The sequence below is a fragment of the Coprothermobacter platensis DSM 11748 genome (assembly GCF_000378005.1).
GTDB lineage: Bacteria > Coprothermobacterota > Coprothermobacteria > Coprothermobacterales > Coprothermobacteraceae > Coprothermobacter > Coprothermobacter platensis.
On sequence record NZ_KB899040.1, the window covers coordinates 1221631 to 1244614 of the forward strand.

General features: G+C 40.7%; 15 protein-coding genes and 1 riboswitch. Of the genes, 3 read left to right on the forward strand and 12 right to left on the reverse strand.

From position 1 onward, the window contains the following. Positions 1–27: 27 nt before the first annotated feature. The 5 genes from brxL to D890_RS0106580 are packed head-to-tail and all read right to left on the reverse strand — an operon-like array spanning position 28 to position 11193. Positions 28–1476 (reverse strand): BREX system Lon protease-like protein BrxL, encoded by a 1449-nt coding sequence (gene brxL, locus D890_RS0106560; RefSeq protein WP_018963722.1) that lies wholly within the window; start codon positions 1474–1476, stop codon positions 28–30. Further along, entirely contained in the window at positions 1476–3788 is a 2313-nt protein-coding gene (gene pglZ, locus D890_RS0106565; protein ID WP_018963723.1) for a BREX-4 system phosphatase PglZ, read from the reverse strand. Before pglZ ends, brxL begins: the two co-directional genes overlap by 1 nt. Position 3789: 1 nt before the next feature. After that, a complete protein-coding gene (locus D890_RS0106570; RefSeq protein ID WP_018963724.1) occupies positions 3790–8037 on the reverse strand; it encodes a hypothetical protein in 4248 nt (1415 codons plus the stop codon). A 2-nt stretch (positions 8038–8039) separates the two neighbouring features. Then, positions 8040–8819: a hypothetical protein gene (locus D890_RS0106575; protein ID WP_018963725.1), complete on the reverse strand. Its 780-nt coding sequence runs from the start codon at positions 8817–8819 to the stop codon at positions 8040–8042. Next, on the reverse strand, positions 8809–11193 hold the full coding sequence (locus D890_RS0106580) for a phosphoadenosine phosphosulfate reductase domain-containing protein (protein ID WP_018963726.1): 2385 nt from the start codon (positions 11191–11193) through the stop codon (positions 8809–8811). The genes D890_RS0106575 and D890_RS0106580 overlap by 11 nt, the downstream gene beginning before the upstream one ends. Positions 11194–11623: 430 nt before the next feature. Next, a riboswitch (cobalamin riboswitch) is annotated at positions 11624–11829 on the forward strand. A gap of 32 nt (positions 11830–11861) precedes the next feature. On the opposite strand from D890_RS0106580, the gene D890_RS0106585 reads away from it, so the two are divergent. Further along, complete coding sequence (locus D890_RS0106585) at positions 11862–12956, forward strand: ABC transporter substrate-binding protein (protein WP_018963727.1); 1095 nt, start codon at positions 11862–11864, stop codon at positions 12954–12956. Positions 12957–13032: 76 nt separating this feature from the next. On the opposite strand, the gene D890_RS0106590 is transcribed toward D890_RS0106585, so the two are convergent. Further along, a complete protein-coding gene (locus D890_RS0106590; protein WP_018963728.1) occupies positions 13033–14112 on the reverse strand; it encodes a Gfo/Idh/MocA family protein in 1080 nt (359 codons plus the stop codon). A 163-nt stretch (positions 14113–14275) separates the two neighbouring features. Here D890_RS0106590 and D890_RS0106595 point away from each other — a divergent pair, with 163 nt between their 5' ends. Then, positions 14276–15667 (forward strand): APC family permease, encoded by a 1392-nt coding sequence (locus tag D890_RS0106595; protein WP_018963729.1) that lies wholly within the window; start codon positions 14276–14278, stop codon positions 15665–15667. A gap of 102 nt (positions 15668–15769) precedes the next feature. Further along, positions 15770–16081, forward strand: a complete 312-nt coding sequence (locus D890_RS07680) for a secondary thiamine-phosphate synthase enzyme YjbQ (RefSeq protein ID WP_018963730.1) — start codon at positions 15770–15772, stop codon at positions 16079–16081. A 23-nt stretch (positions 16082–16104) separates the two neighbouring features. Here the strand turns inward: D890_RS07680 and D890_RS0106605 are convergent, their stop codons facing one another. The 6 genes from D890_RS0106605 to D890_RS0106630 form a co-directional block, all read right to left on the reverse strand. Beyond that, a complete protein-coding gene (locus D890_RS0106605; protein ID WP_018963731.1) occupies positions 16105–17433 on the reverse strand; it encodes an amino acid permease in 1329 nt (442 codons plus the stop codon). 97 nt (positions 17434–17530) lie between these two features. Further along, positions 17531–18943 carry a DNRLRE domain-containing protein gene (locus D890_RS0106610; RefSeq protein ID WP_169333497.1) on the reverse strand — a complete coding sequence of 471 codons (1413 nt, stop codon included), beginning with the start codon at positions 18941–18943 and terminating at the stop codon, positions 17531–17533. A 103-nt stretch (positions 18944–19046) separates the two neighbouring features. After that, a complete protein-coding gene (locus tag D890_RS07685; RefSeq protein ID WP_018963733.1) occupies positions 19047–19544 on the reverse strand; it encodes a signal peptidase I in 498 nt (165 codons plus the stop codon). Between the two features lie 72 nt (positions 19545–19616). Then, on the reverse strand, positions 19617–20363 hold the full coding sequence (locus D890_RS0106620; RefSeq protein ID WP_018963734.1) for a M73 family metallopeptidase: 747 nt from the start codon (positions 20361–20363) through the stop codon (positions 19617–19619). A 200-nt stretch (positions 20364–20563) separates the two neighbouring features. Beyond that, positions 20564–22180, reverse strand: a complete 1617-nt coding sequence (locus tag D890_RS0106625) for a putative ABC exporter domain-containing protein (protein WP_018963735.1) — start codon at positions 22178–22180, stop codon at positions 20564–20566. Next, complete coding sequence (locus D890_RS0106630; protein WP_018963736.1) at positions 22167–22895, reverse strand: ABC transporter ATP-binding protein; 729 nt, start codon at positions 22893–22895, stop codon at positions 22167–22169. The genes D890_RS0106625 and D890_RS0106630 overlap by 14 nt, the downstream gene beginning before the upstream one ends. Between the last annotated feature and the right edge of the window lie 89 nt (positions 22896–22984).

Sequence of the window (22984 nt, forward strand, 5' to 3'; positions counted from 1 at the left end):
TCACTTCATTTCTGTAATTGTTCTTCTTCAAGTAGTAGCATGCTCTTCCTTAACAACAATATCCGGTATTGCCTCTCTAAACTCTGGATCCATGAGATGTATCTGTTTTTTGACGATGGCGCGCTTCTCTAATGCGGGTTTTAGGCAATACGTTTCGAATTCTTCTTTCGTTATTCCGGAAGGATCAGTAACGTGAGGGAATAAAATTTTCAAGTAAGCACTGCAAAGCCGCTTTACTGCTGTTACATCTCTTGTATCCGCTTTCGGAGGAATATAAAGCATCTCATCCACGATAGCAGCGTACTCTCCCTTGTCTCGTAGTTTGTGCAAAACTTCGGAAAAGAATTCTACATTCAATGTGTATCCGCTAACTTTCATATCTTCATTTATGCGTGGTAAGTACCATCCTTCTATAAACCCGTGAAACCTATCAAGCAATGCGGAATCTTGAAAGAAACTTGGTAAATGACTAAAATAGATGTTATTAATTGGTTTTCTGTCACTTGTCAACGGTATATTACCTAAAAGCATAAACCCCGCTTCGGATGTTTTCGTGACATCTGCGATGGTAAACTTACCAAGCTCCAGATAGTTCTTGAGTGCACCCTTTAGTTCTTCTTCCTCCGCGAATTTAATGGTTTCTATTTCATCCAAAGCAACAAAATCATACCTGGTGATGTACCCGAAAGAACGGCGTGAAACATCATAAAACATTTTCGCACGCGTCACGGTGCCACCACTTATACACCAACCATACTTGGTCAAGTTGTTAAAAATGTACGACTTTCCAGTACCCTTTGGAGCAAGTTCTATCATATTAAGGCGTGGTTCTGCAAAAACAAGCAATCTTGAGATAAAAAGCAGCCTCTGTTCCATAGAATCAAACCCTTTAGGCATGTATTCCATAGCTCTTATCAATACATCAATCCATTCGTCTAAAGAGAACTCTTTTCGACCATCTTTGAAATAGTCCAAATCAATTTCATAAGGTTTGAATGGCTTGAAGTCCATAATTGATATTTGGCCACGTTCGTTCCCGTCTGCAGGCTCATATATAAGCGTGAAAATGCCCCATATTTCATCTGCCAAAAGGTCTGGATGTGCTTCCACAACAGACTTGGGGATAACTCCTTCTCCCGGATTAATAGCAAAATCTGGCATAGAAAACCGAATCATACCTTTAGCTACATCTGCTTGCGTTTGAACTCTTGCTAACAATGTATATGGTTCTCTTGTTTGAATAAGCCGTTTTTTTATTGTTTGAGCTCGGCTTTTATCAGGCAAGAAATTGTCTAAGTAAGTTAAAAGATCTTGCTTATCAAGAACACCATCCTCATCAGTAAATTTCTTAATGAGCCAGTCTTTTATAAAAGAAGGTATGTTCCTACCTGAAAACACCCCATAGTTCTGGGGCATTTTGTAAACAGATTCATCCGGAAAAACATCCTTTATCTTTTCATCTAAGTCCTCGCCCATCACAAGCCCCTTTCTTCAATACCACCTTTAACTGCAAATTCTACTTCCTGTTCAAAGCCGGGAAGAGTTATTTTTGCAGTATAATTACCAGATTTTATGTTACTTAACTTTATTTCAAACCAATCCCCATCTTTTGATACCTCGTACCGAGTATTGCCTACTGTCACGTGTGGTACAGACTTTGGCTCTGGCTTAATACGAAAGCGAAAGACACGTCTACGCACGGAGATAGTCGCGGACTCTAACTTCACCTCGTATTTGGTTTTTGCAGCTATGTGGGCAAAGATGACAGGAATTAGAACTTCTTCCGGGGTTGCCCCTCCATGTGACTCACGTCTCGGTATTACTCCAAATGACACATGTTTCAATGCCAAGGCGTATACGCGCTTGCTCCCTGTATCTTGGTAAACAACGACATCTTCATCGTGTGGCAGTTCCTGATTAGAATCAAGCTCCGCAAAGCGCCCTTCGTGATGAACCTTTTCAAACTTAAACTTGTTTATTTTCTGAAATTTATTTCCAGCAAGAGCTGTAAAACCATGATCAGCAACAATACAAAAATCCCTTTTCGATGAAGTTAACATTGGTAGAATTTCGTTCGCGATTATTTCTAATTCCATGACAAAGTTCTCTGGGTACTTATATGTGTTCTCTCTGTGGATGTAGTTATCCAAGCTGTCGATTCTGTCCACACCTTCAAACATATTGAAACTTGTAGCTGTCGGAAGGTTAGCTCGGCTTAAGTGGACTTCAATTTTGTACCCCATACTTTCCAACTTATTACATACCAGAGAAGCAAATTCCATTCCAAGTCCATCAATCCAGCGCAACATACTACGGTCTATTCCCTGAGCCAGTTGAGTTGCTGTGGGTAAAGAGTAATACCACGAATAAAACGATGCTTCATTTTTGTTCAATTTGTCGAGAATATTTCTTAGCTCATCTGTAATTTCATTCTTCAACCTACATTTTTTATATTCTTGGATATAAGTCACGAGTATATCTTTAAACTGAGAATCACTTATTACGTTTATATTGGATAGGTAATGATCAAGCTCTGGATAAACTACACTCAACTCTCGCATTAACTTCTCGTAATTACGTACCAACCAATGCTTCTCAGCAGGAGCAATACCTGTTACTATAGCTCCTACCTTTTCCGTATCAAGTACTTCAAATTCCTTTTGAATTGTATTGTTTACTTCAGGAGGTATTGTCTTTCCCAAAACATTGTGAAGTGCACTAAGTAATTCACGGCGTTGCACTAACTGTTCTTTTGTTAGATTTCTTTCAAATGGCAGCATCCAACTCTTTTCAATGAATTCTTCTGTGGTCGTACTCTGCATAGATCTAAATACCACGGAAATAAAAGCTGAGCTATTGAGCTGTGGGCTGTTTATAACAAAATTCTTGATTAACCACCTTTCAAAGTCATTTCCTGCCTTTGCAGCGAAAACTTCTGCCCAATCGGCATGATAAGCATCTTTGAGGTTGTATTTGCTTTCAATTAATGCCTTCAGTGTAACGACATTGATTTTTTCGAATTCCTTTATCAACATCGTCCAATGCTCAGAGTCTTTCTCATCATACGGAATCTCGTGTACATCGATGAACATCACTTTCTGAAGAAAATCTTTTTGTGTAAGGACATTATTTACAGATACCACATCATCAGAGCAGAAGCAAGATTTAGGACGAAGTGTTTTCGAGAAACAAATAAATTCATCTGATTTCGATTTTTCCCAAAGCTTCATCAAGGATTTCACATCCGGTAATGCATTACTGTCGTCTATGGTGTAGTCGAACTTTATCAAGTAGACCTGTACTTTGTCTCTTGGGCTTTCCAGTGTCCAACGTGGATCACTTCCAATTTGTCTTGTCCTTCTGCTCCAAAAAACTGAATCGAAACGTTCGATAAGGCCCTCTAATATTACATAAATTCGTCTATCTGGTTTTTGAGGTGAATTCTCTATTTCCATAAGGCCCATCATCAGCGAATAGAAATCTTCATCAGGCCAAAAACGGACCAAGTTCCCCAAGGAAACTACTACTACATCATCTTTTTTCTCTCTTATCGCCTGCAGAATTGTACTAAGGCTTGGGAAACCATCTGAAAACGTATTCAACGGAAACAACTCAGAAGCATCCAGGATATCTAATTCCCTTAATTTTAGCAGCATAGTTATGTCATTTACTGCCCATACGCTCTTTGTGAATATGAACCTAACAGGATACCGCGTTGCTGAAGGAGTATTGTCAGATTTATCTTCATCTATGAGCTCAATAAGACTCTCCATGGAATTGACATTCATACTAATCACCCAAGCCTAGTTCAACAAGCCATTCATACATCTGCGGGTGATCATCTATCAAATTAAGAATGATTGCTCTTGCATCGACCACACCATCTTCTATAGTTTCCCTTATTTTTTGCTTTCTCCTTTCACCAACTAACGTTGAGACTCTGCTGTTCAGCTCATTGATAAACCGGTCTTTATCCCAGTAAAAATCAAAATCCTTCATGCGTTGCCGCATCTCTCTTAACATTTGCTGCAAATTGTCATCGCTCATATCTGCAGTGTCAAACCGATCTGCCAAAATGTTTCTCAAAACAGAAACTCCATTTTCCGGGTTTAATGCTGCTTTTAACCACACCTCTGAATCTTTTATGCGTTTTGTCAAGTTTTTCAACATTTCGGCGTCAGGTTTAGACCAGCCAACTCTGACGATATCGAATACATCCGAAAGAATGTCCTTCACTTGTTGGTTTGTAGCACTTTCTACGAAGAACCAGTACGGATACCCCGTCGACTCCAACCACTCATAAATACCACTTTTTAAGCTATCTATGTTCTCAGTTGGACCAATTTCAAAAAGATTAGCCACAGTTTGAATAAAACCCTGTAACTTCAGCGCATCAGCAAGATCATTCTCCCTTATCCGCCATGGCTCCACGTCAACCACTTTATCTAATCTCTGTTCAGGTTTCAGAACTGCGTCGCAGCCAGACTGCCCGATCCAAATGCTTAGCGATTTCATTCCTACTGTTGGAGTAAAGTTACCAGCTAATACATCTTCATTACCACTTAGCAAATTTACATATTTCCCATAGTCGAAAAGGTCAGGAGAAGCTTCAGTAGTTACTAAATCATTTAGCGATTTTACAACTTGCTGTAGCTCTGGATCGCTGTAGAAATACTGGAAAAGCCATATAGGGAAGCCTATTTCTTCATTTAACTTCTTTCGTACTTCGACTAAAGTTTCTGAAATACTGGACGGCTGCTCATTTAGCCGGAATATTTTGCTTAGAATTTTCGCAAGCTGTTTCTCCCTCTCAGACGCTTCTTTACTTTGCTCCCATTTTTCTAGTTGTCTCTTTACCTTATCCTCTTTCCAAAGCGCAACTTCTTCTTGCATATTCATTTCAAGAAAACTCTTTACAGCTGAGAGATCTTCTTTGCTTATTGATGCAGCATCTTTTTGCTCCATTAGCCATTTTTCAAAAGTTTGGTTTAACTTTTCGATGTCCAGTGCTTTCTTCAGCACAGGCTCTACTTTAGCGAATAACTTATAAACTTTTGAAATGGTATCTTGCCTTAGTTCCCTATCAACAGAATTTACCAATATATCCATCACTTTTGCTATTGAATCCGATGTTTTATCAATTTTCTGATCGAGTATTCTTATGTCTTCTACATATTCCAGAATCCAAACTGGTACTTTCGCTTTTTCGGTAAACCAGTTCCTAACGCTCCACCTGGCTTTGGCCAAGTCAATATTTTCTCCAGATCCGAATAGCCGAGACAAAAGTTTGATTAATAAACCTTCTTCCTCAGAACCAAGCCTAACCTGTAAATCATCAGGGCTAACAGCATCATTATCAAAGGAATACAAAATCTTGGTTAGTTTGCCGGCCATTAAATCTGGTGTTATTTTTATCCCAGTGTTGGCTTGATATAACTTCTCCATGAACGGCCGCAATGCAAAGGCTAGAACGGCTGTGCTTACTTCATTAGGATAAAGGCCATACGGTTCTGAAGCCAAAAATCGTAGAATACTGCCCAAGTTGAAAGTTGAACTCTTTACTTCGCCCAAAGTACGTTCTACTTCTTTGCATATCTTAATAACCGGATGATCGTCTTCTAAATAATCTTTTCCTAACCTAAGGTCTTTGTCGACAATGTAATTATTACCGCTTACAAACATTTGCATTATGGCCGTATATCTCGCATTTACCTTGGTTCTTGAAATAAGGTCCTCTAAGTTTTGTGACGAAATAAAAATCTGTGCTACTTTTTCAGCTCTTTTCTTCTCCCAAATGTTTTTATTTTCGGTAAGAGCCTTTATATGTTCCAAGCCGAACTCAAATACGTCCTTACTAAAATCATTAAGGACTCCTGATAAAGAGCCAATGGTTATGTCTTTCCTGTCCTTGTTTAAATAGACTGTTGCCATTCCTTTTGTTATTGTGTCCTCGAATTTTTCTACAATTATCCGTTCCCATTTATCATTTTCTGATGCAGATTGGTAACCATGCTCTTTGGCAACACATGATCGTGCCTTATAGTTAATAAACCGATCGAATTCCTTACTGCCCATGGAATTACGAGCAAGCAAAAGTGCTACTTTATGCGGATTAGAATCATCGGAATCATTTAAAACTTCATTTATAACTACTTCCATATTTTTAATTTCTTCATCATTTTTGCCGATAAACAAGGCAACCTTTAACGTGTAAGGTTTTTGGAAATCTTGCTTCAGAGCTCTTTTAACATCGTAACTATGCATATTAGCTCCGTAAATCTTTACTTCCATCTCTCTGATTACGTTGGTTTCTACAGCTTTGGTTAGCTCTTCAGCAATATCTGGATATTCCCTAATCGCTTTCGCTATATCCTCATATTTCGAACTAAGTTCTACTTCCTTTTCCCTTACTTCTCCCTCAGGCAAATTGCTAAAAACCACTTCATACAGGCCATCTGGCGTTAGATCTAATATCTTCTGTTCAAGTATATAGGCTAAAACTTCCTCTACATAGTTTTCATAAGCAGTACCGGCAAAAGCGGCTTTAATATTATCTTCTGTTGGTAGAAGCAGATTTGATTCACCGTTTACCGTGGTTTCCACTATTGATAACAACGCATTCAAGAGCAAAATGACCCGAAATACGGCACTGTAAGCAGGCCCTTTTTCATTGAGATTGTCTTTACATAAATTGAATTTTCCTATAACTGACTTTATTTTATCGTCATCGTAATTCTCGAATTCCTGAACAAAGAAATCCCAAAGTGCATCAGCCGTAAGGAAGTATTCAGTTTCACCATTTATCTGCTGCGGATACTTTTGAATAAAGCCTTTGAAACCAGCTTCTTCATCATATAGAAAACTAAATATAGTTCTTTCAGAAGAACCCACAAAATCTGCTAACTTAGCTGACAAAAATGCAGTATAGGGATGTATGGGAAAAACATCAGTTACCATTTTTTTCAGGTCTGAACCACCACTGGTGCTCAATCTAAATATCAAGCTAGAAAGTGAAAAATTTTTCAAACTCTGGTCTCTTAGGGTTTCCCACTGCTCTTGATTGGTTTTCTTGATTGCGTGAGATATGATGTCGTATGTAGTAAGTTCTTCCATCTTATAAGTCTTTGTAATAAACCTATCCAATACTTTTCTCTCATCTTCCGTGCTTATAAGTTCTGTAGTATTTCTGTGGCTCACAATAAACAAATAGATATCAGATGAAAATGTCCTTTCTGCAATGTTTTGCAGTGACGTGAGTATTTCTGGAGCTCTTTTTTGTATATCTAGAACAGACGTAAACTCATCCCAGTAGATAGCCACAGCATTAGCTATGTTTTTATCCTTCAAAATCTTGACAACCTCTGTCAACCACTTGTCTATTTCATCAGTAGCCAACATAACATTCAAAGCTTGTTGAAATGATTTAAATACTTCCACATTGCCTTGATCGAGAGCCGTTAATAAGCCATCTCTGTTACCAACCATTGCTTTGAGTTCCGGTTTATCTTCTAAGAAAGAATCCCAGTTATGGCCATATTTTTCTTCGTCCAAAATATGGTTTTTATAAATTTCAAAATCTGTTTTTAGTATGACATCCAAGCCTTCCTGCTGAAAAGCCACTCTTACTGCATTTTCTAACGCTAAGTTAAACGAACGCCCATCGTTAATAGAACTACTACCTTTCAAAACAACCGGAAATACCCTATTCTTCAGTCTATAGTTTTCTAACTTCTTCTGAACCTGTACATCCACTTTTCCCAGTTGCTCTACAAAATCCGCGACATCTTCCCAAGGATCCCAGAGCAAATGCTTGAGCACACTCGTGGCATGGCTTTTCCCTACCCCATATTTGCCCTGCAGCCAAATAGACATTTTTTCTTTGGGGTCATTTGACTCCAAAGCCGTCAAAAATGCTTTTAAAAGCTCCATAAAGGAACTTACAGGAATGAATTGTTTCCAACTGTTTTGAGTTTCTTCTGTCAAGTCATAAGCCGGCTTGAAGTAATCGTAAAGGCCCAGAATTTCCGAATACTTCACTTCTACACACCCCCTAGTGGCATGCACATTCTGATAACATCTACCTTGTTGAGTTCCTTATTCAGATCCAAAAACACCTTGTTACTAACCCAAGTGATTTTGAAAAAGCCATGTTTTGAACTGCTTACCAATGCGTCAGCGAGTTCTGCCGAATTAATACAAAACATGGTTTGCGGTGAATCAACATAATGTTCTACATCCTCCAAAGAGAAAGAGAATATGTCGTGGCTAATGGCAAAAACATATGTTGCATAGACAGCCACTAAGAAACTCAACCTTGGATGGCCAGTCTTATGTACAATGCGGTTTCGTCCATTCTTAGTTACCTCACCTTGCTTCAAATCCTTACCGATAGGGGTGTATTGCAGAGTACTGATTAAAGAATTGGTGATATTTGTTAGTGTTCTTTGTCTCTTATCTGTGCTGCGTAATTGGTACAGAATAGTTTCCTTATCATAGTCACCAATGGGCTGATTTGCCCACCAGAGAAATATCGCAGAGTTATGACAAAATTCCGTCCAAACTACGCCCCACAAGTCTAAAGAAGAAAGCTGGCCAGAAGCATTTAACAACCTAAGTGTCTGAAAAAGCTCTGTGGTTTGTTTTTTCCTATCAATAAAGCCCGCGTCTACCAGATACTGGTAAAGAGCGTCTTTTTGCTTAGGCCCTAAGCTGTTATTACTCAAATAATCTTCACCAAGATTCAAAAAAGAAAGCATCCATTGCTCATGAAACCCAAATGTTAGATATCTCCCAAAGGCACAACTACTCTTAGAATTCACTACACTCCTCCAATAGAGCATTGGAATTCTTGATTGAAGAGTTAAGGTGGATATTATCCAGATCGGCTACCAAGTCTACATTAATTAAACCCTTATACTGCTCTTGCATTCCACGGAGTAAGCGTTCTAAGTTCTGTCTCTCAATTCCGAAAATAACGTAGGGGCCACCATACGTTTTGTTAGCTTCATCATAAAGTTCGTGGACGGTTAAGTCATAGTAACCTTTATTAAGTGCATAACGATAGAGCGAATACAATAAAGCCAGTGGGTGTACGTTGTTTGCACCTGTCTTAACAACTATTCTTTCTCTGTTACGTTTAATCACGGTTATGGCTCCCATTTTTTCTAAATATATATTTTCTTGAAACGTGTTCATTAAGGAATCAATACCACTTGATATGGTCCTCTTGCTTATTGGCAAACTTTCGCTCTCCACCATCTGCTTGAGTTCGTTAGATGTAAATGCTTTTCCCCAAGGTATGCGTGTCAAAAACCAAAAGACTGGCCCTGAATTGTAAAACAAATTAACCCAGATTAACTCAAAAGCCAATAATTCATCTTTTTCGAATACGTTCCTTAGTTGCTCGTAAACAACTGTAACTGTTTTTTTCTTACTGTCCATAAGCTCCGCGTCCCGTAGCCAAGAGAGCATAGCCTCTACTTGCTTAGGTCCTAAAACGTTATCAGTAACCCATTTGTCACCTTTACCAAAGAAATCTTTAAGCCAGTCACTTCTTAACCCAAACCTAAGATAACGTCCAAATCCAGTTGATGAGGTCATTTCTTTGCCCCCTTCATTTTGAGAAACCATGGTTGCTACAGATTTTGCCCGAAGGCACCCTTTTTCTACAAAATCCAAGCAGTTATAACAATGTATGCAAAGGCTGGTGTTTATTGATACCGCGGGCATAACAGAAAGAGCACCTGTGGGACACACCACTTCGCACACACCACAATGTACGCAGTAAGTAGATTTATAAGCCAGCTTGTTTATTCTGCCAATGAGTATTCTGTTCCCTTCAATCCCAGTCACATCCACAATGGTTTTTACACCACCATTACTGCTAACAGAAAAATTCAGGGCCCTCCCAGAAGCCAGAACGTCACCATTTACTTTACCGTTTTCATTAGCAAGCCTTACTGGACCTAAAACCTTTATCCACTCTTCAAAACGTTCTCCAGGGTTAGATAAAACAAACTTCTCATGCGATGAACTCTCTTGAACGATGTCCAATCTCGTGGTGCCAGTGTCTACGCCCTCGCCTCCGCCTCTCTTTTTCCAATTACCATCAGAAATGTATTTCTTGAACTCACGCCCATCTTCGACCCCAAGCAACTTGACTGACTTTTCTACTTCATTCATCAAGCTCTCCAGAGAATCAGGATAGGTACGGCCTATAATGTATTCCCACCAATTAGAGCCATATGGGCAAACACTACACCCAACGCGATCTAAACCCCGTCGGTAGGCACTGTTCAACGGAAGCCCTTTAGCGATTATGTAAAGGTAAACTTCTGTTGTAGACCAATACTTTATGACTTCGGCATTCACCTGAGTAAAATGCTTAACGTTTTCTGCCAACCGTGAATAGCCTTTTCGCCGTGCACTTTCCTCCTCACGGACGCCATCAAAAACGACAATCCTTACATTGTCAGTTTTACCTACTAAGTTTCTAACCAGCCTTATCATTGGGGCACTCTTGTGAACAGAGCAACACCACCTTAGCATCATGCCAGGAGGACCAAATTCTTTCCATGTTTCTTCTGCTTTCTTCCAATTGCGTGCCGTGTAAAACTTAAGTTCTGGATATGCAGGCTTGTACAATGCCTTCGTCTTTTCAAAAGTTTCGTAAGTGGGAGGTATTTCCATGGTTGTGTCGGTAAAGATGACCATGTAGTCAGAAGGCGGTATTACCTTGGAAACAATATCGAGTATGACTTGTGAGTCTTTTCCGCCACTGAATGAAACTACAAGCGCACTAACTTTGTCTTTGTACCTCTTATAAATATGGTTTACAAAATCAATAGCTTCGTTTTGTAATACTGACAATTGATCACTGTTTTCTGCAATAAGGCCACTAATATTGATAGGTTCAAGCACAAGGTGTTTTCCTTCTTCGGTAAACTCCAACGTCGGGTCTTCATAGATGCCACCACCATTGGCTTCTGCAACAAGTTTGCCTTTGTAATAGTATCTTCTTCCTGCTCGCCATAGCAATGGCTCTTGCGTGTGGGGATAACGCCATTTTTTGTCAAAGCCCAATAAATCTAGCTCTTCGAAGAAAACAGGCCGCGGGCTCACATTTAGACTTTTATCTTTATCGGGTATAAGAACAACCCCATTAGTTTCCGTATCCCAAATAACTCCGTACATAGACACCCCTTGCCACCTAATATGTATTGACAAATGCAATATTTATCACAATTATTTTAGCACGTTGCATCAAAAACATATCAAAAATATGTGAATATTTTCCTACTATACGCAGACGTTATGAGGAAAACACTCTCTTTAGATAGCATAGGCATGTTTAAGAAAACTCCAAAACTTTTATAAAGCACCTATTACCCTCTTTCATTTAATAGTTGTGTTCCTAAAAACCTTTCTATTCACTAATTACGACCAATCGTTTTACAGTTTTAGGAACGCAATACTTTATGCCAATAAATGCATAGGGTCCCTCACAGATTAGTTCTCCGGAAGCGCTGCAGTAATAAAATTCATTCGACCTTTTCGATAAGCATACACTAATCGCATTCTTGGCCCTCTAAGTTTGCACTTCCCTGCTCAATAATCTATAATGTTCCTAAGTACCGGGTCAGGTGCACATTTTGTAAATAATGTGCCAAAAGGGAAGTTCGGTGAGAAACCGGCGCTGTCCCGCAACCGTGACCGGGGAGCAAAGCCTAAGAGAATGTGAGCCACTGGCTGCCAATAAAAGGCTGCTGGGAAGGCAAGGCCGAGCGTTGATCCGGAAGCCGGGAGACCTGCCTGATCTGCTACTTCCGAGCCTCTTTTGCGAGGACAAAGGAGGTGATCACATGAGGTCTCGGTTTTCGCGCATTATTGCGCTTGCGCTTGCAGTGTTGATGCTTACTGCACCAGTGTCTGCAGCGGTGAAGGTAACAGATGATGTAGGTAAGACGATTACTTTAACGAGTGTTCCCAAGCGTGTTATTTCTTTGGCTCCAAATGTCACAGAAATTATTTATGCTTTGGGTGCACAAAGCAGTTTGATGGGGCGCACACCCGTGGATGATTATCCACCTGAGGTAAAGAATGTGCCAGTAATGGGTGACTATACCCAGCCAAACATTGAGCTTTTGCTCACGAAGAAACCTGATTTGATTATTGGCACTGTCAGTTTTAGCAAAGACACGTACGATATCATGCAGAAGTACTGGAATGTGTTCATAGCAGACTCCAAATCCGTTAACGACGTGTCTTCATTAATTGATCGCATGGGCATGATTTTCCAAAAACAGACACAGGCAAAAAAATTGGAAGAACAAATAAGACTCATGCCAGTGGCTCTAAAATCCCTCGGCGGTCAACACCCACGCGTACTTTTGCTTATGTGGAATGATCCACCTATGAGTGTGGGCAAGGGAACATTTATAAATGACATGCTAAGCCAAATAGGTCTCATTTCTGTGACCGCCAGCTACTCACAGCCATGGCCAACGTTGGGAGAAGAATCTCTGCTTAATCTGAACCCAGACTATATTTTGTATCCAGAGAAATCTATGGGCGGAGAAACTGCATCCTTCAAAGGCCAACCCTGGTCAGATTTGAAGGCTGTAAAGCAAGGCAAAGTTGTCTCTTTCAACGATGACTGGGTTTTCAGAGCAGGGCCAAGGCTAACGCAAGGTATGGCTCAGCTTTATCTAAAAGTTTCACTGCAAAAGCCCGAAGCAAAGGTATTGTTTGTGTCTAATAAAGCACAAGTTGCATCGTTGAATGGAAGTTTAATAGATTACTCAAAGTTCACACTTAAGAATGGTAGGTTCTATATAGACCCTGCATATGCTAAACAGCTTGGCATAGCGGCTTCCAGTACAGCAAATCTAAGAAGTATTTCTTTGCAAACAGCTTGGGTTAGCACGGAAAAAATGGGTGTATTCTTGCTCAAATAAGGCACACCTCCTACCTTAAACCGTATAAACACACAGCTTCTAAAAGCGTGCCATCTTTGGATGGCACGCTTTGTCCTTAAAAGGATATGGCTTTCCCTGTTTGCGCAGAGGTATATATGGCATCGATAATCTGTGTAACAGCAAAAGCTTGCTCTGGTTGTACCAAAGGTTCTTTATCGTCCTTTATTGCTTCTATCCACGAGCGAATTTCCAGTTCTCCAGGATCTGCAGGCTTACTTTCATAATAAGCTGCGCCATGAAGATCCGTTTCCACCGTCTTTAGGTAAAGGCTCCCCATGTCTTCTCCATTTATTCTTAGCCCATGCATGTTGTCTGCACCTGCTTTGCTTCCACATAAAACGGTTTGCGCTTCCCCTTCATCAAGAATATTAAGGGCCCAGCTACTTTCTACCACAACGGTAGCGCCGTCAGCCATGGTCACAAAGCCGAATGCAGATTCTTCCACCTCAAACTTACCCGGGTCCCATGGGCCCCAAGGGTTAGCGGCATCTTCCTGTTTTGCAAGCACACCATAAGTAGTTCCAGTAACCGTCTTTACTTGATAGTTATTCATAAGCCAAAGGGTTAAATCCAGTGCATGGCTACCAATGTCAATTAGGGCGCCGCCGCCCTGCATATCTTTATTTAGGAAATTACCCCACGTAGGAACACCTCTACGGCGCAAAGCTCTTGCTTTAGCAAAATAAATTTGCCCCAAATCGCCACGTTCCACTATGTTTTTTAGCATCATGTTTTCTGGTCTAAATCGGTTTTGGAATGCGATAGTTAACTTTTTTCCACTTATTTTTGCCGCTTCTATCATGCGCTTGGCGTCCGCTACATTCGTAGCCATGGGTTTCTCGCACATTACATGTTTACCTGCTTCCAGTGCCGCAATAGACATCTCAGCATGGAATTTGTTAGGGGTGAGTACATGCACCACATCGATAGAAGGATCTTCCAAAAGCTCCTGCCAGCTTTTGTATATTTTGGCATCTTTTGAACCAAATTCCTTTTTTGCTCTTCTTGCCTTTTCTTCTGTGGGATTATAAAAACCCGCAATTTCCACACCATCTGTCTGAGATAAAAATGGCATGTGCTTGGCAAACGCGATGCCGCCGCAACCTATAATGCCAACCCGAATCATACTGTCCATGTTGTCACCTCACTAAATAACATATTACTTGGAATACATGATGAAATACATAAATTGTGATAAGAATCCGTTTCCCTTAACATGAATAGTGTTTTGCATTAACCATAGTTTTAGATTATACATGCTGTGACAACTATATGATAAGAAAAAGGAGGCTACGCATATGACTAATGCACCAACTGAACAAAGGGGCTTTCGTAGGGAAATGGGGTTATTCGATGGTATCAGTTTAGTAGTTGGTATCATGGTTGGTTCTGGTGTTTTTTATATTGGGGCATATGTTTTACAGCGCACAGGCATGAGCCCTGGACTTTCTATTCTTTGCTGGATAATAGGAGGAATATGTTCCCTTTTGGGTAGCATATGCTTTGCAGAATTAGGAGCGGAGAGACCATTGGCAGGTGGCTCTGTAGCATGGCTTAGCGAAGCTTACCATCCCATTGTAGCGTTCTCAGCAAATTTTACTTCGTTGTTTCTTAGTGGAAGTGGATCAATAGCCGCCTTGGCTATTGCCATACCCAGTGCGTTTGTGTCTTACTTTGGAATCAGTGCAATTGAAGTAAAACTAATTGCCATAGCTCTCATTATCGGTTTGACTATATACAATTGTCTTGGCGTAAAGATGAGCGCCATTTTGGAAGATATTTCCACTGTTGCAAAACTCGTACCCATAGCGATCATCTTAATTGCAGGGTTCGTTTTCGGTAAGCAAACACCCAACTTAAGTCTGGTTCCAGCACAAAGCTCGGTCAGTTTCGGAAGCATCATGAGCATGATTGCTTTTGCTACAGTCTCTGCTTTGTGGGCCTATGAAGGCTGGGCAAACTTAGGAAGTATGGGTGAAGAAATGAAGAACCCTGGCAAAAATATCCCACGGGCGTTAATATTGGGAGTACTTTCTGTGACCATCCTTTATGCATTATTCAACTTCTCTATTATGAAAATGGTGCCTTACTCTAAGCTAACATCCATGATAAACAGCGGCGATTTTTACTTAGGCACAGAAGCTGCACGTATGGCCATGGGTAGCATTGGTGAATCTATAGTCATTGTCGGTATGGTCGTTGCCATGTTCGGATGTCTCCAGGGGATGATTGTTGCTTTTCCCAGGGGTTACTACGTTATTGGCAAGCAAAGTTATTTGTTTAGGAATTTCGCTCAAATAAACCAAAAGAATGGCATTCCTACTACGGCGATAATTGCTACTGCCATTGTTTCATGCGCACTTGTCCTCCTAAGGAATCTCGGGCAGTTAACTGCTTTGGTCATTTTCTGTGGCATGATATACAACTTCTTGACTGTAATCGCTGTAATAATCTACCGTAAGAAGTTTCCAGATTTAGAGAGACCTTACAAAGTATGGGGATATCCATTTACCGTCATACTTGCAGCAGCAGTTTACGCATTTCTTGCTGTGGAAACATTCATGAATGATCCTGTCACAGCCACCATTGGGTGCATAGTACCCGCCATATCGTTCGTTGTTTATTACATAGGAACCATTCGGGAAAAACGAATAAACCAACTTTTGGAACAAGAGCCTCTGGAAGAATAGCAACAGGCCTTATATAGCCAACAACAAAAAAATGTACCTTGCCATTGCCTGAGTACATTTTTGTTGAATCTAATTTGCTCGGAGTTCTAAGCAAACATCCTCTTGCTAGTTACAAAGCACACAACAACCGGAATAACTGTGAATGAAAGCTTGGAATGTTTAGAACAAGACATAGAGAATCTCCTTGCAGAACTGGTACCTGAAGATAAACCTTACCATCATGCAAGGATGCTACGCGATTATGGTTCAACGGCAGGCAATGCCACAGGGCATCTAAAATCCTTGTTATGTGGAAACCACTGCCACATTCCACTCCAAAATGGAGAATTGATTGTGGGAGATGCACAACAAGTTTATTTCTGCGAATTTGACGGTCCCGCGAAGAGGACCTATCCAATTATCGTAGAAACATAGGCTCATCTATTAGCTGAAACGATTTAGACACTTTTAATGGCGCTTTCCCTCTTCCACATGTAATATGCAGGCAAGCCTGTTGCGACGACAATAAGCGCTCCTATGGCTCCTTGGAGTGGAGCCCATTTGAATGTAGCCCAAGCAAGCCATAAAGTAGATGCCAAAGCGATAACCATCATCAGTGGCCACGCAGGGCATTTATATGTTGGATGATAGTCTTCTTTCTTGCGACAAAAATATATGGACATATAAACTAACCCATTGGCCAGAAGAAGAACAATGGTAAGGTAGCCTAAAAGAGTGATTAGGTTGGTTGCAAAAACAACCAAAATCGCGTACGCTACCTGCATCAAGAGCGATACATCCGGTGTTTCATATTTGGCATTTACATGTGCAAATGGTTTGAAAAACAGGTTGTCTTTTGCCATAGCGTATTCAAGTCTTGGCTGAGCCATTATGCAAGAATTCAGAGAGCCCAAAATTACCAGTATGGCAGCTAAATCGACAAAAAGTGACGCAAAGTTAGAAAACACCGGTATGTATTTCAAGCAATCTGCTATGGGAGCGCTGGATTTTACTACTTCACTGAAAGGCATAAGCCCTAGCACTGCAGTAGAAACTAAAACATAAATGGCGGTAACAATAATGGCTGAACCAATAAGTGCTCTCGGTAATGTTTTGTGTGGTTCTTTGAGTTCTCCACTCATGTAGCAAACATTCGTCATGCCCGTGTAAGACCACGTAGTGGCTGAAATACCCGCAAGCAAGCTACCAAGAATAGTCATCCCTGCTGGTAAACCTGTACTGCTCAGATTGCTTGGTTTCATAAAGATAAATCCAGCACCTATAACCAAAACAAACGGCAAGACCTTTGCTATGGTAATGATCGTTTGAAATAAGCCGCCCATTTTTACACTTCTGTAATGAATGGAAGCCAAAAGCAAGACAATCAGTGCTGCAAATAATTTTGCCCATAAGCCTGTTATAGCCGGCACAAAGAGTGCCACATAGTCTACCAGAGCCAGCGCAAGTATGCTAATAGAAGGTGGATCCAATGCCCAGAAGAATGCCCAACCATACAAGAATGCCAACGGCTCGAAGCCGGCATGTTTTATATAAACGTAACCACTTCCATCCTCAGGGTAAGCGGTGGCCATCTCCGCCGTTACCATCATCTGCGGTATGCATATTAGACCACCTATGAGCCATGCAATTATGGTAAATAACGGCGTACCTGAAGCAGATGCAACTTGTGAAGTGGTAACAAAAATGCCAGAACCGATGGTTGTGCCCACAGCTATGGCCAGTGCAGGCCATAAACCCAGTTGCCTCCTTAACACATTAGCAGCCACCGTAACATCCCCTTTTCAAGCCAATTAATGTATAGAATTATATAGCAATTATGAGACCACAGAAATGCACCTCAAACTGAAGAGAGTTTATTAGCCTCTAATGGTAATAAACTCTGACTTCACGGACAATTGGCGTTTGGGACATATTTGAAGTAACCAAAATAACACGCCACTGTTTGTATCTCCCAGCGGGCAAACTGCTGCTGCAACCAGTGAGCGTATCAATAGTAGTCCACGTAAGAATGTTATCATCTTTCAAGAACAATTCATTGGAAGATTTCATTTCCATAACAACATTTGTACCCTCAGGCAGTGAGATATCCCAGAAAATGGCATCGGTTCGTGATCCATTGTAGAAAGTATCGAACACGGGTGAATAGTAAGCACCATTGGACGTGTAGTGCGTATATGCCACAGATACTTCATCAAGTTGCGGAGATTGGCCGTTACTTGTGTCGAAGTGCATTTTGTAATAGAAAGAGGAGTCTGATAAATTGAGTGAAGATAAATCTATTGTTTGCGATCCTTCTAAGCAGGGTGTCCATTCATCCTCTACGCCATTTGCATCAAACCAGTTTTCTCCATCGACAGAGAACTGCACGCTCAAAGCAGCATCAGATGGAATGACTGAAGCTTCATAATTGAATTGCTTTATATTTAAAAGCTGTTTTCCCTTTAGAAGATCTGTAGAAGTTAGCGTACCAGTAGTAGCTTGGTTTTCACTATCATAATATATGACAAGCATGGGAGCAAAATTTGGTGTAGAGCACATACTCCCACAGAATTCCCATGATGTATCTTCTTCACCCGATTCCTCTTCGCCTTTTATTAGCCAACCATAATTGGGATATACACCAGAGACAAAATTTAGAACATCGCTGGTGACATCCCAGTTCTCCCATTGAGGTTCACCATTCCACACAAGTGTTTTCATATCTGTTTCATTGTCTTCGAAGTTTCCTTCAACAGTGCTCCAAGTAACCGTATCGGAAGACCATTCAGATGTTATTCTGTGCACTCCAATGGGCTCGTCTGTAGAAAATGATGAGCTTGCGTACAATGACAAAACAGCAGATGTGATGTGCACATTTGATGGTAAATCAGACAAATTGAATGCAATGAGACTTCTTTGTGTTTCTTTATCTGAAGATGAAACATAAATGGAAGACGAAGAACCATAATTGCTTGTAGAAGAAAGACTGTTTACATAAGTGGCCGCATCGGGAGGTTGTAAAGTAACGCTTAGGGAAATAGGTTCATCGGATAGTTTTACCACGCCCGTATTAGCATCGATAGAAACATTTTCCTCCTGAGCAATAAAGTCACTGTTTTCGTATGAGTCAGTCGCAAAATCTGTGGTTACAGCTAATAGAATATCTCCCGGACTGGCAATAATATCACTATCTTGTACCATTCCTCTTTCAAAATCACTTTCGAATGTTTGCAGCCACTCGTCAGAAGTCCAAGCTGCTACAGCATTTCCATAGGAAATCTCCGTATCATTTGCCATTTTCGAATAAGAGACATCAGCTTTAGCACATACAGTTAGCAAGGAGCAAAGCAATAAGGTTGTCAGAAATTTATGTAAGTACCACATGCATTTATCCTCATAGCTACTGCTGACCCATACTGTTTTTTTCAACGTCGTGCAAATTAATAACAGACAAAGCAATTAAGAGGATTGCTGGAATGAGTAATAAAAACAACCCCAAAGGTGTCTTCATAGCCCACACCAAGTAGCCAAGGTAAGGAATATGAAAAACCACTTTTCCCAATACATTCTGTCTCTGTACAACAAATTCATCAGGTATACGATTTGCATCGCCCTTCGTGATAAAGCCATTGTCTGCAATAGCAATTACTCTATGGCTAATAACCACGTCTGCATCCGAAGGAGAACGAAAGGTTACGATATCGCCCACTTCTATGTCTTCATTGGTCTGAAGAGGTTTAGTCACTTCTATAGAACCCACCGCTAATGCAGGTTCCATGCTTCCAGATAAAACGGCGTCCACACTCCAACCATAACGGGGACCTATGAGCAAAAAGAACGCACAACACAAGAGTAAGACGAAGAACGCTCCTGTCAACCACATAGCTAACTTTCTCATGTGCGCCTCCCACCAAACAAGTGGCTGTCAGGGGCCAAGGCCCCTGACAGCAAGATTAAACTTAAACCCTGGTTAGTGTGTTTGCCCCTGAGTTTGGTCAAGGTAGAACGTCATATCAATTGTGGATGTATCAGTTTGCAAGATATTGTCATTGATTTGTACATCATCTTCAGTTCCGAACTTTCCATCTTCTCCAGCAGCTTTTACATCTGTGGGTAGCGACCATTCAAGTTTGTAAACATAAGTCTCGTCTGGGTCGAGTTGCCAATCTTTCTGGCTGTCAAGCTTAGCTTCTAACTGTGAGAGTGGGACATAATTATAACTATCACCTAATATATATGTTGCAGCCTGTGTTGGCGTGGTAATGGCTAAACGAACGCCCAATAGGTCCACGAGATTAAGATCTGTATCGGCGTTTTCACTGATAGCTTCGTCTTCAGGTTCTGTAGTGCCGTTGGTGTCACTCTGTACCGTAGCTGTAATAGCCAAAAAGCCCCTAATATTGCCAATGTTCTTCAGTGTCCATGTTATAGACCCAGAATCACCGGGAGCAATCTTATCAAATACGACACTGTCGTTTAAGCCATCGCCTTGCTCACTTTTGGCCATACTGCCCTTGACGTTATCTGGTTGTGCATAGGTTCCGTCTATGACGCTCGTTAGGTCCAAAGAACCAGCCGTTATCTTATTGCCAATGCTCGTTTCTCTGTCGCTAAAGTAGAAGTAAACACCAACTCCCGCAAGGACTGCGACCAATGCGATAACCATTACATTCATAAGAATCACACTGATTTTCAATTTCTTGCCCTTGCTTACCATAATGCGCACCTCCTATAAGAATCTTTTTCCACACGCGACCCGTTCTCATCGGTGGTGCGTCACCTCCTTAAGGGGATGTTGGGTTTTACATTATTAGAGCCATTTGTAACTATTACCTCATCCCATGAGCGTATTTTACCACAAATTAATATATATTATGCTAAACAGCATACATTTTCATTAGAGGTCTAAAAACTATATTATTTGGGCATTTCCATGCGCCAAAAGATTTTATCAGCCAAGATAAGTTGCAAGAAAAGTGTTATGACAGCGCCTACGGCAAAACCGAGATAAGCAAAAAGAAAATCTCTGGTTAGAATAGACAACAGAATTGCTACAAGTAATGCCGGCAGTATGGAAATAACAAATATAAGTAAACGCAGGTATGTTGTAAGCACGTTCTTTGAATCATAAGAAGGAGAAAGCACGTTGACGATAGTCATGCCAAAAAGAGAAAGCACATCTACAGATAGTACGAATAGGAATATGGACAAGCCTTGCAAAAACGACAAGTCAGATATTATCCACAAAGGAAGCGTCAGGGCAATAGAACGAACCACAGCTTTTAAAGAGAGTAATAAGTTTACTGCAAGAATTTTTTGGCGCGGTTTGCCTGGCAAAAGAAAAATATATTGTTTATGCAATTCGTACTGCAAGCCCACAGGCAGATTTGCCATCATTGATACGTAGGAAAACATGTAAATAAGTACGATAACTGCAGCACTTTCGAAATCGTGGCTCATAAAAACTCCACCAATTATGCCAAATAGCAAAGGGGCTAATTGATCCCAGCCCAATATGATAAATCGGCTACTTCTTTTATTAGCGATAGCTTGCCTCCACGTAAAAGCCCAAGCTCCCTTAAGGTTCCAGTTCAAATCAAGTTCTCTTGCTTTGCTTTTCTTCTTTCCATTTTCGTTGGGTATGGAACCGATATCACCTTTTCTTATTGCCTGACTCCATTGCGCCAATTCAGCAGATTCTTCATAAAAATCGACGGCAAAATAGATAGATAAACCAACGACGAGGCACGTTGAGCAAAGAAGGAGTAAAAACAGAGGCAATGGTGACACTTCGTATAAAATAGGCGAAACAATAAGCGTCTTCGCCCAACCTATCAAAGGGATAGAAGCCAAGAGTTTACTGTTAACGGATAGAATCAAACCTGCCCATAAACTCTGTGCTTTGAACATATGCCAGAAAATATAAAGAACGATCACGAAAGTAAACAACTTTATAAGTGTTTTTATCGTCTTTCCAATGCCGAAACGGTGAGACACAGAAAAAACAAAAAAGTTCATAGCAGATACGAGCACAGATACCAGCATCACGGTCAATACAGAATAAACGAGCCTTTCATACATAATGGGCAAACGTAGCATGCGTGCGGCGAAAGGTAAATAAATGGCGACCAAGATAGTCGCGTAAACAGAGCTGGCAAATTCCCTGATCATAGACCAAGCGTAAACAACCCGTTGGTTAAGCGGAGAAGGGAACAAAAAGTCCACATCTGCCATGGAATAGGCACCCGGAGCATAGTTCACAGAAGCTTTGTTTAACCCTGATAAGAACAAAAACAATAATATGGCCATAACAACTGCACCAACTATATCGACACTTAAATACCATGCACCGTTATTATTTTTGGGATTCATAAGAAGTAAAGGCAAAATCCATATGAATTGTAAACCATATTGAATCATTAAGCCAAGGAATTTGACAGGGTGCTTAGTAGCATCAATAACATAGTTTTTGTACTTCGTAGCGTCCAAGAAAAGCAGTGTTCGAAAATCGTTTATAACCTTATTTGCCCTCATCAGACGTTATCTCCAAGAACAAGTCTTCTAAAGTGCTGTCTTGAGATGCTCGCATCTTGCTTCTCAAGTCGTCAACTGAACCTTCGGCTATGAGTTTTCCAGCCTTCATCACCAGCACTCTGTCGCAAAAATTTTGAGCTGTATCAAGCATGTGCGTGCTTATCAAAAGTGATTTTCCCGCATTTTTCAACGTCACAAAAACATCCTTCAGTTCACGAACTGCTCGTGGATCCAACCCTACCAAGGGTTCGTCAAAAAGTAATACATCAGGGTCATGCATGAGGCCGCAGCAAATCATGACTTTCTGCCTCATACCCTTCGACAAGTTAAGACCGAGTTCGCTACGTTTCTCTGTTAAGTCGAATCGCTCAAGCAGCGAATAGGCTTTAGTTTCCCAATCACTTAGTTCATAAGCTAATGCAATGAACTTCATATGGTCCCATACAGTTAATCCTTCATATATGTCGAGAACTTCTGGTACATAAGACAATTTGGAACGAGCAATATCATCTCGGTGATCCATTCCCTTAATTGTTATAGAGCCTTCTGTCTGCCGTAAGAGGCCCGCTATGCACTTAAGTGTTGTAGTTTTACCCGCGCCGTTGGGGCCAAGTAAGCCGACCACTTCTCCATCGTTTAAAGAAAATGACACACCGTCAACGGCCTTCGTTTTTCCATAGTATTTCTTCAAATTCTCTACACGCAAAGATTCCAATAGAAGCCCTCCTCTTTTATACAAGTTCCTTTTTCATTCTAAACAAGTAAATACAATTACATGTTAACAAAAGTGAAATTAATATCTTT

Coding starts and splice junctions, on each gene's coding strand:
- D890_RS0106595 (WP_018963729.1), top strand. CDS start 14,276: ATGACTAATGCACCAACTGAACAAAGGGGCTTTCGTAGGGAAATGGGG.
- D890_RS0106590 (WP_018963728.1), bottom strand. CDS start 14,112: ATGGACAGTATGATTCGGGTTGGCATTATAGGTTGCGGCGGCATCGCG.
- D890_RS0106610 (WP_169333497.1), bottom strand. CDS start 18,943: ATGGCAAATGATACGGAGATTTCCTATGGAAATGCTGTAGCAGCTTGG.
- D890_RS0106580 (WP_018963726.1), bottom strand. CDS start 11,193: ATGTACGGAGTTATTTGGGATACGGAAACTAATGGGGTTGTTCTTATA.
- pglZ (WP_018963723.1), bottom strand. CDS start 3,788: ATGAATGTCAATTCCATGGAGAGTCTTATTGAGCTCATAGATGAAGAT.
- D890_RS07685 (WP_018963733.1), bottom strand. CDS start 19,544: ATGAGAAAGTTAGCTATGTGGTTGACAGGAGCGTTCTTCGTCTTACTC.
- D890_RS0106620 (WP_018963734.1), bottom strand. CDS start 20,363: ATGGTAAGCAAGGGCAAGAAATTGAAAATCAGTGTGATTCTTATGAAT.
- D890_RS0106625 (WP_018963735.1), bottom strand. CDS start 22,180: ATGAGGGCAAATAAGGTTATAAACGATTTTCGAACACTGCTTTTCTTG.
- D890_RS0106585 (WP_018963727.1), top strand. CDS start 11,862: ATGAGGTCTCGGTTTTCGCGCATTATTGCGCTTGCGCTTGCAGTGTTG.
- brxL (WP_018963722.1), bottom strand. CDS start 1,476: ATGGGCGAGGACTTAGATGAAAAGATAAAGGATGTTTTTCCGGATGAA.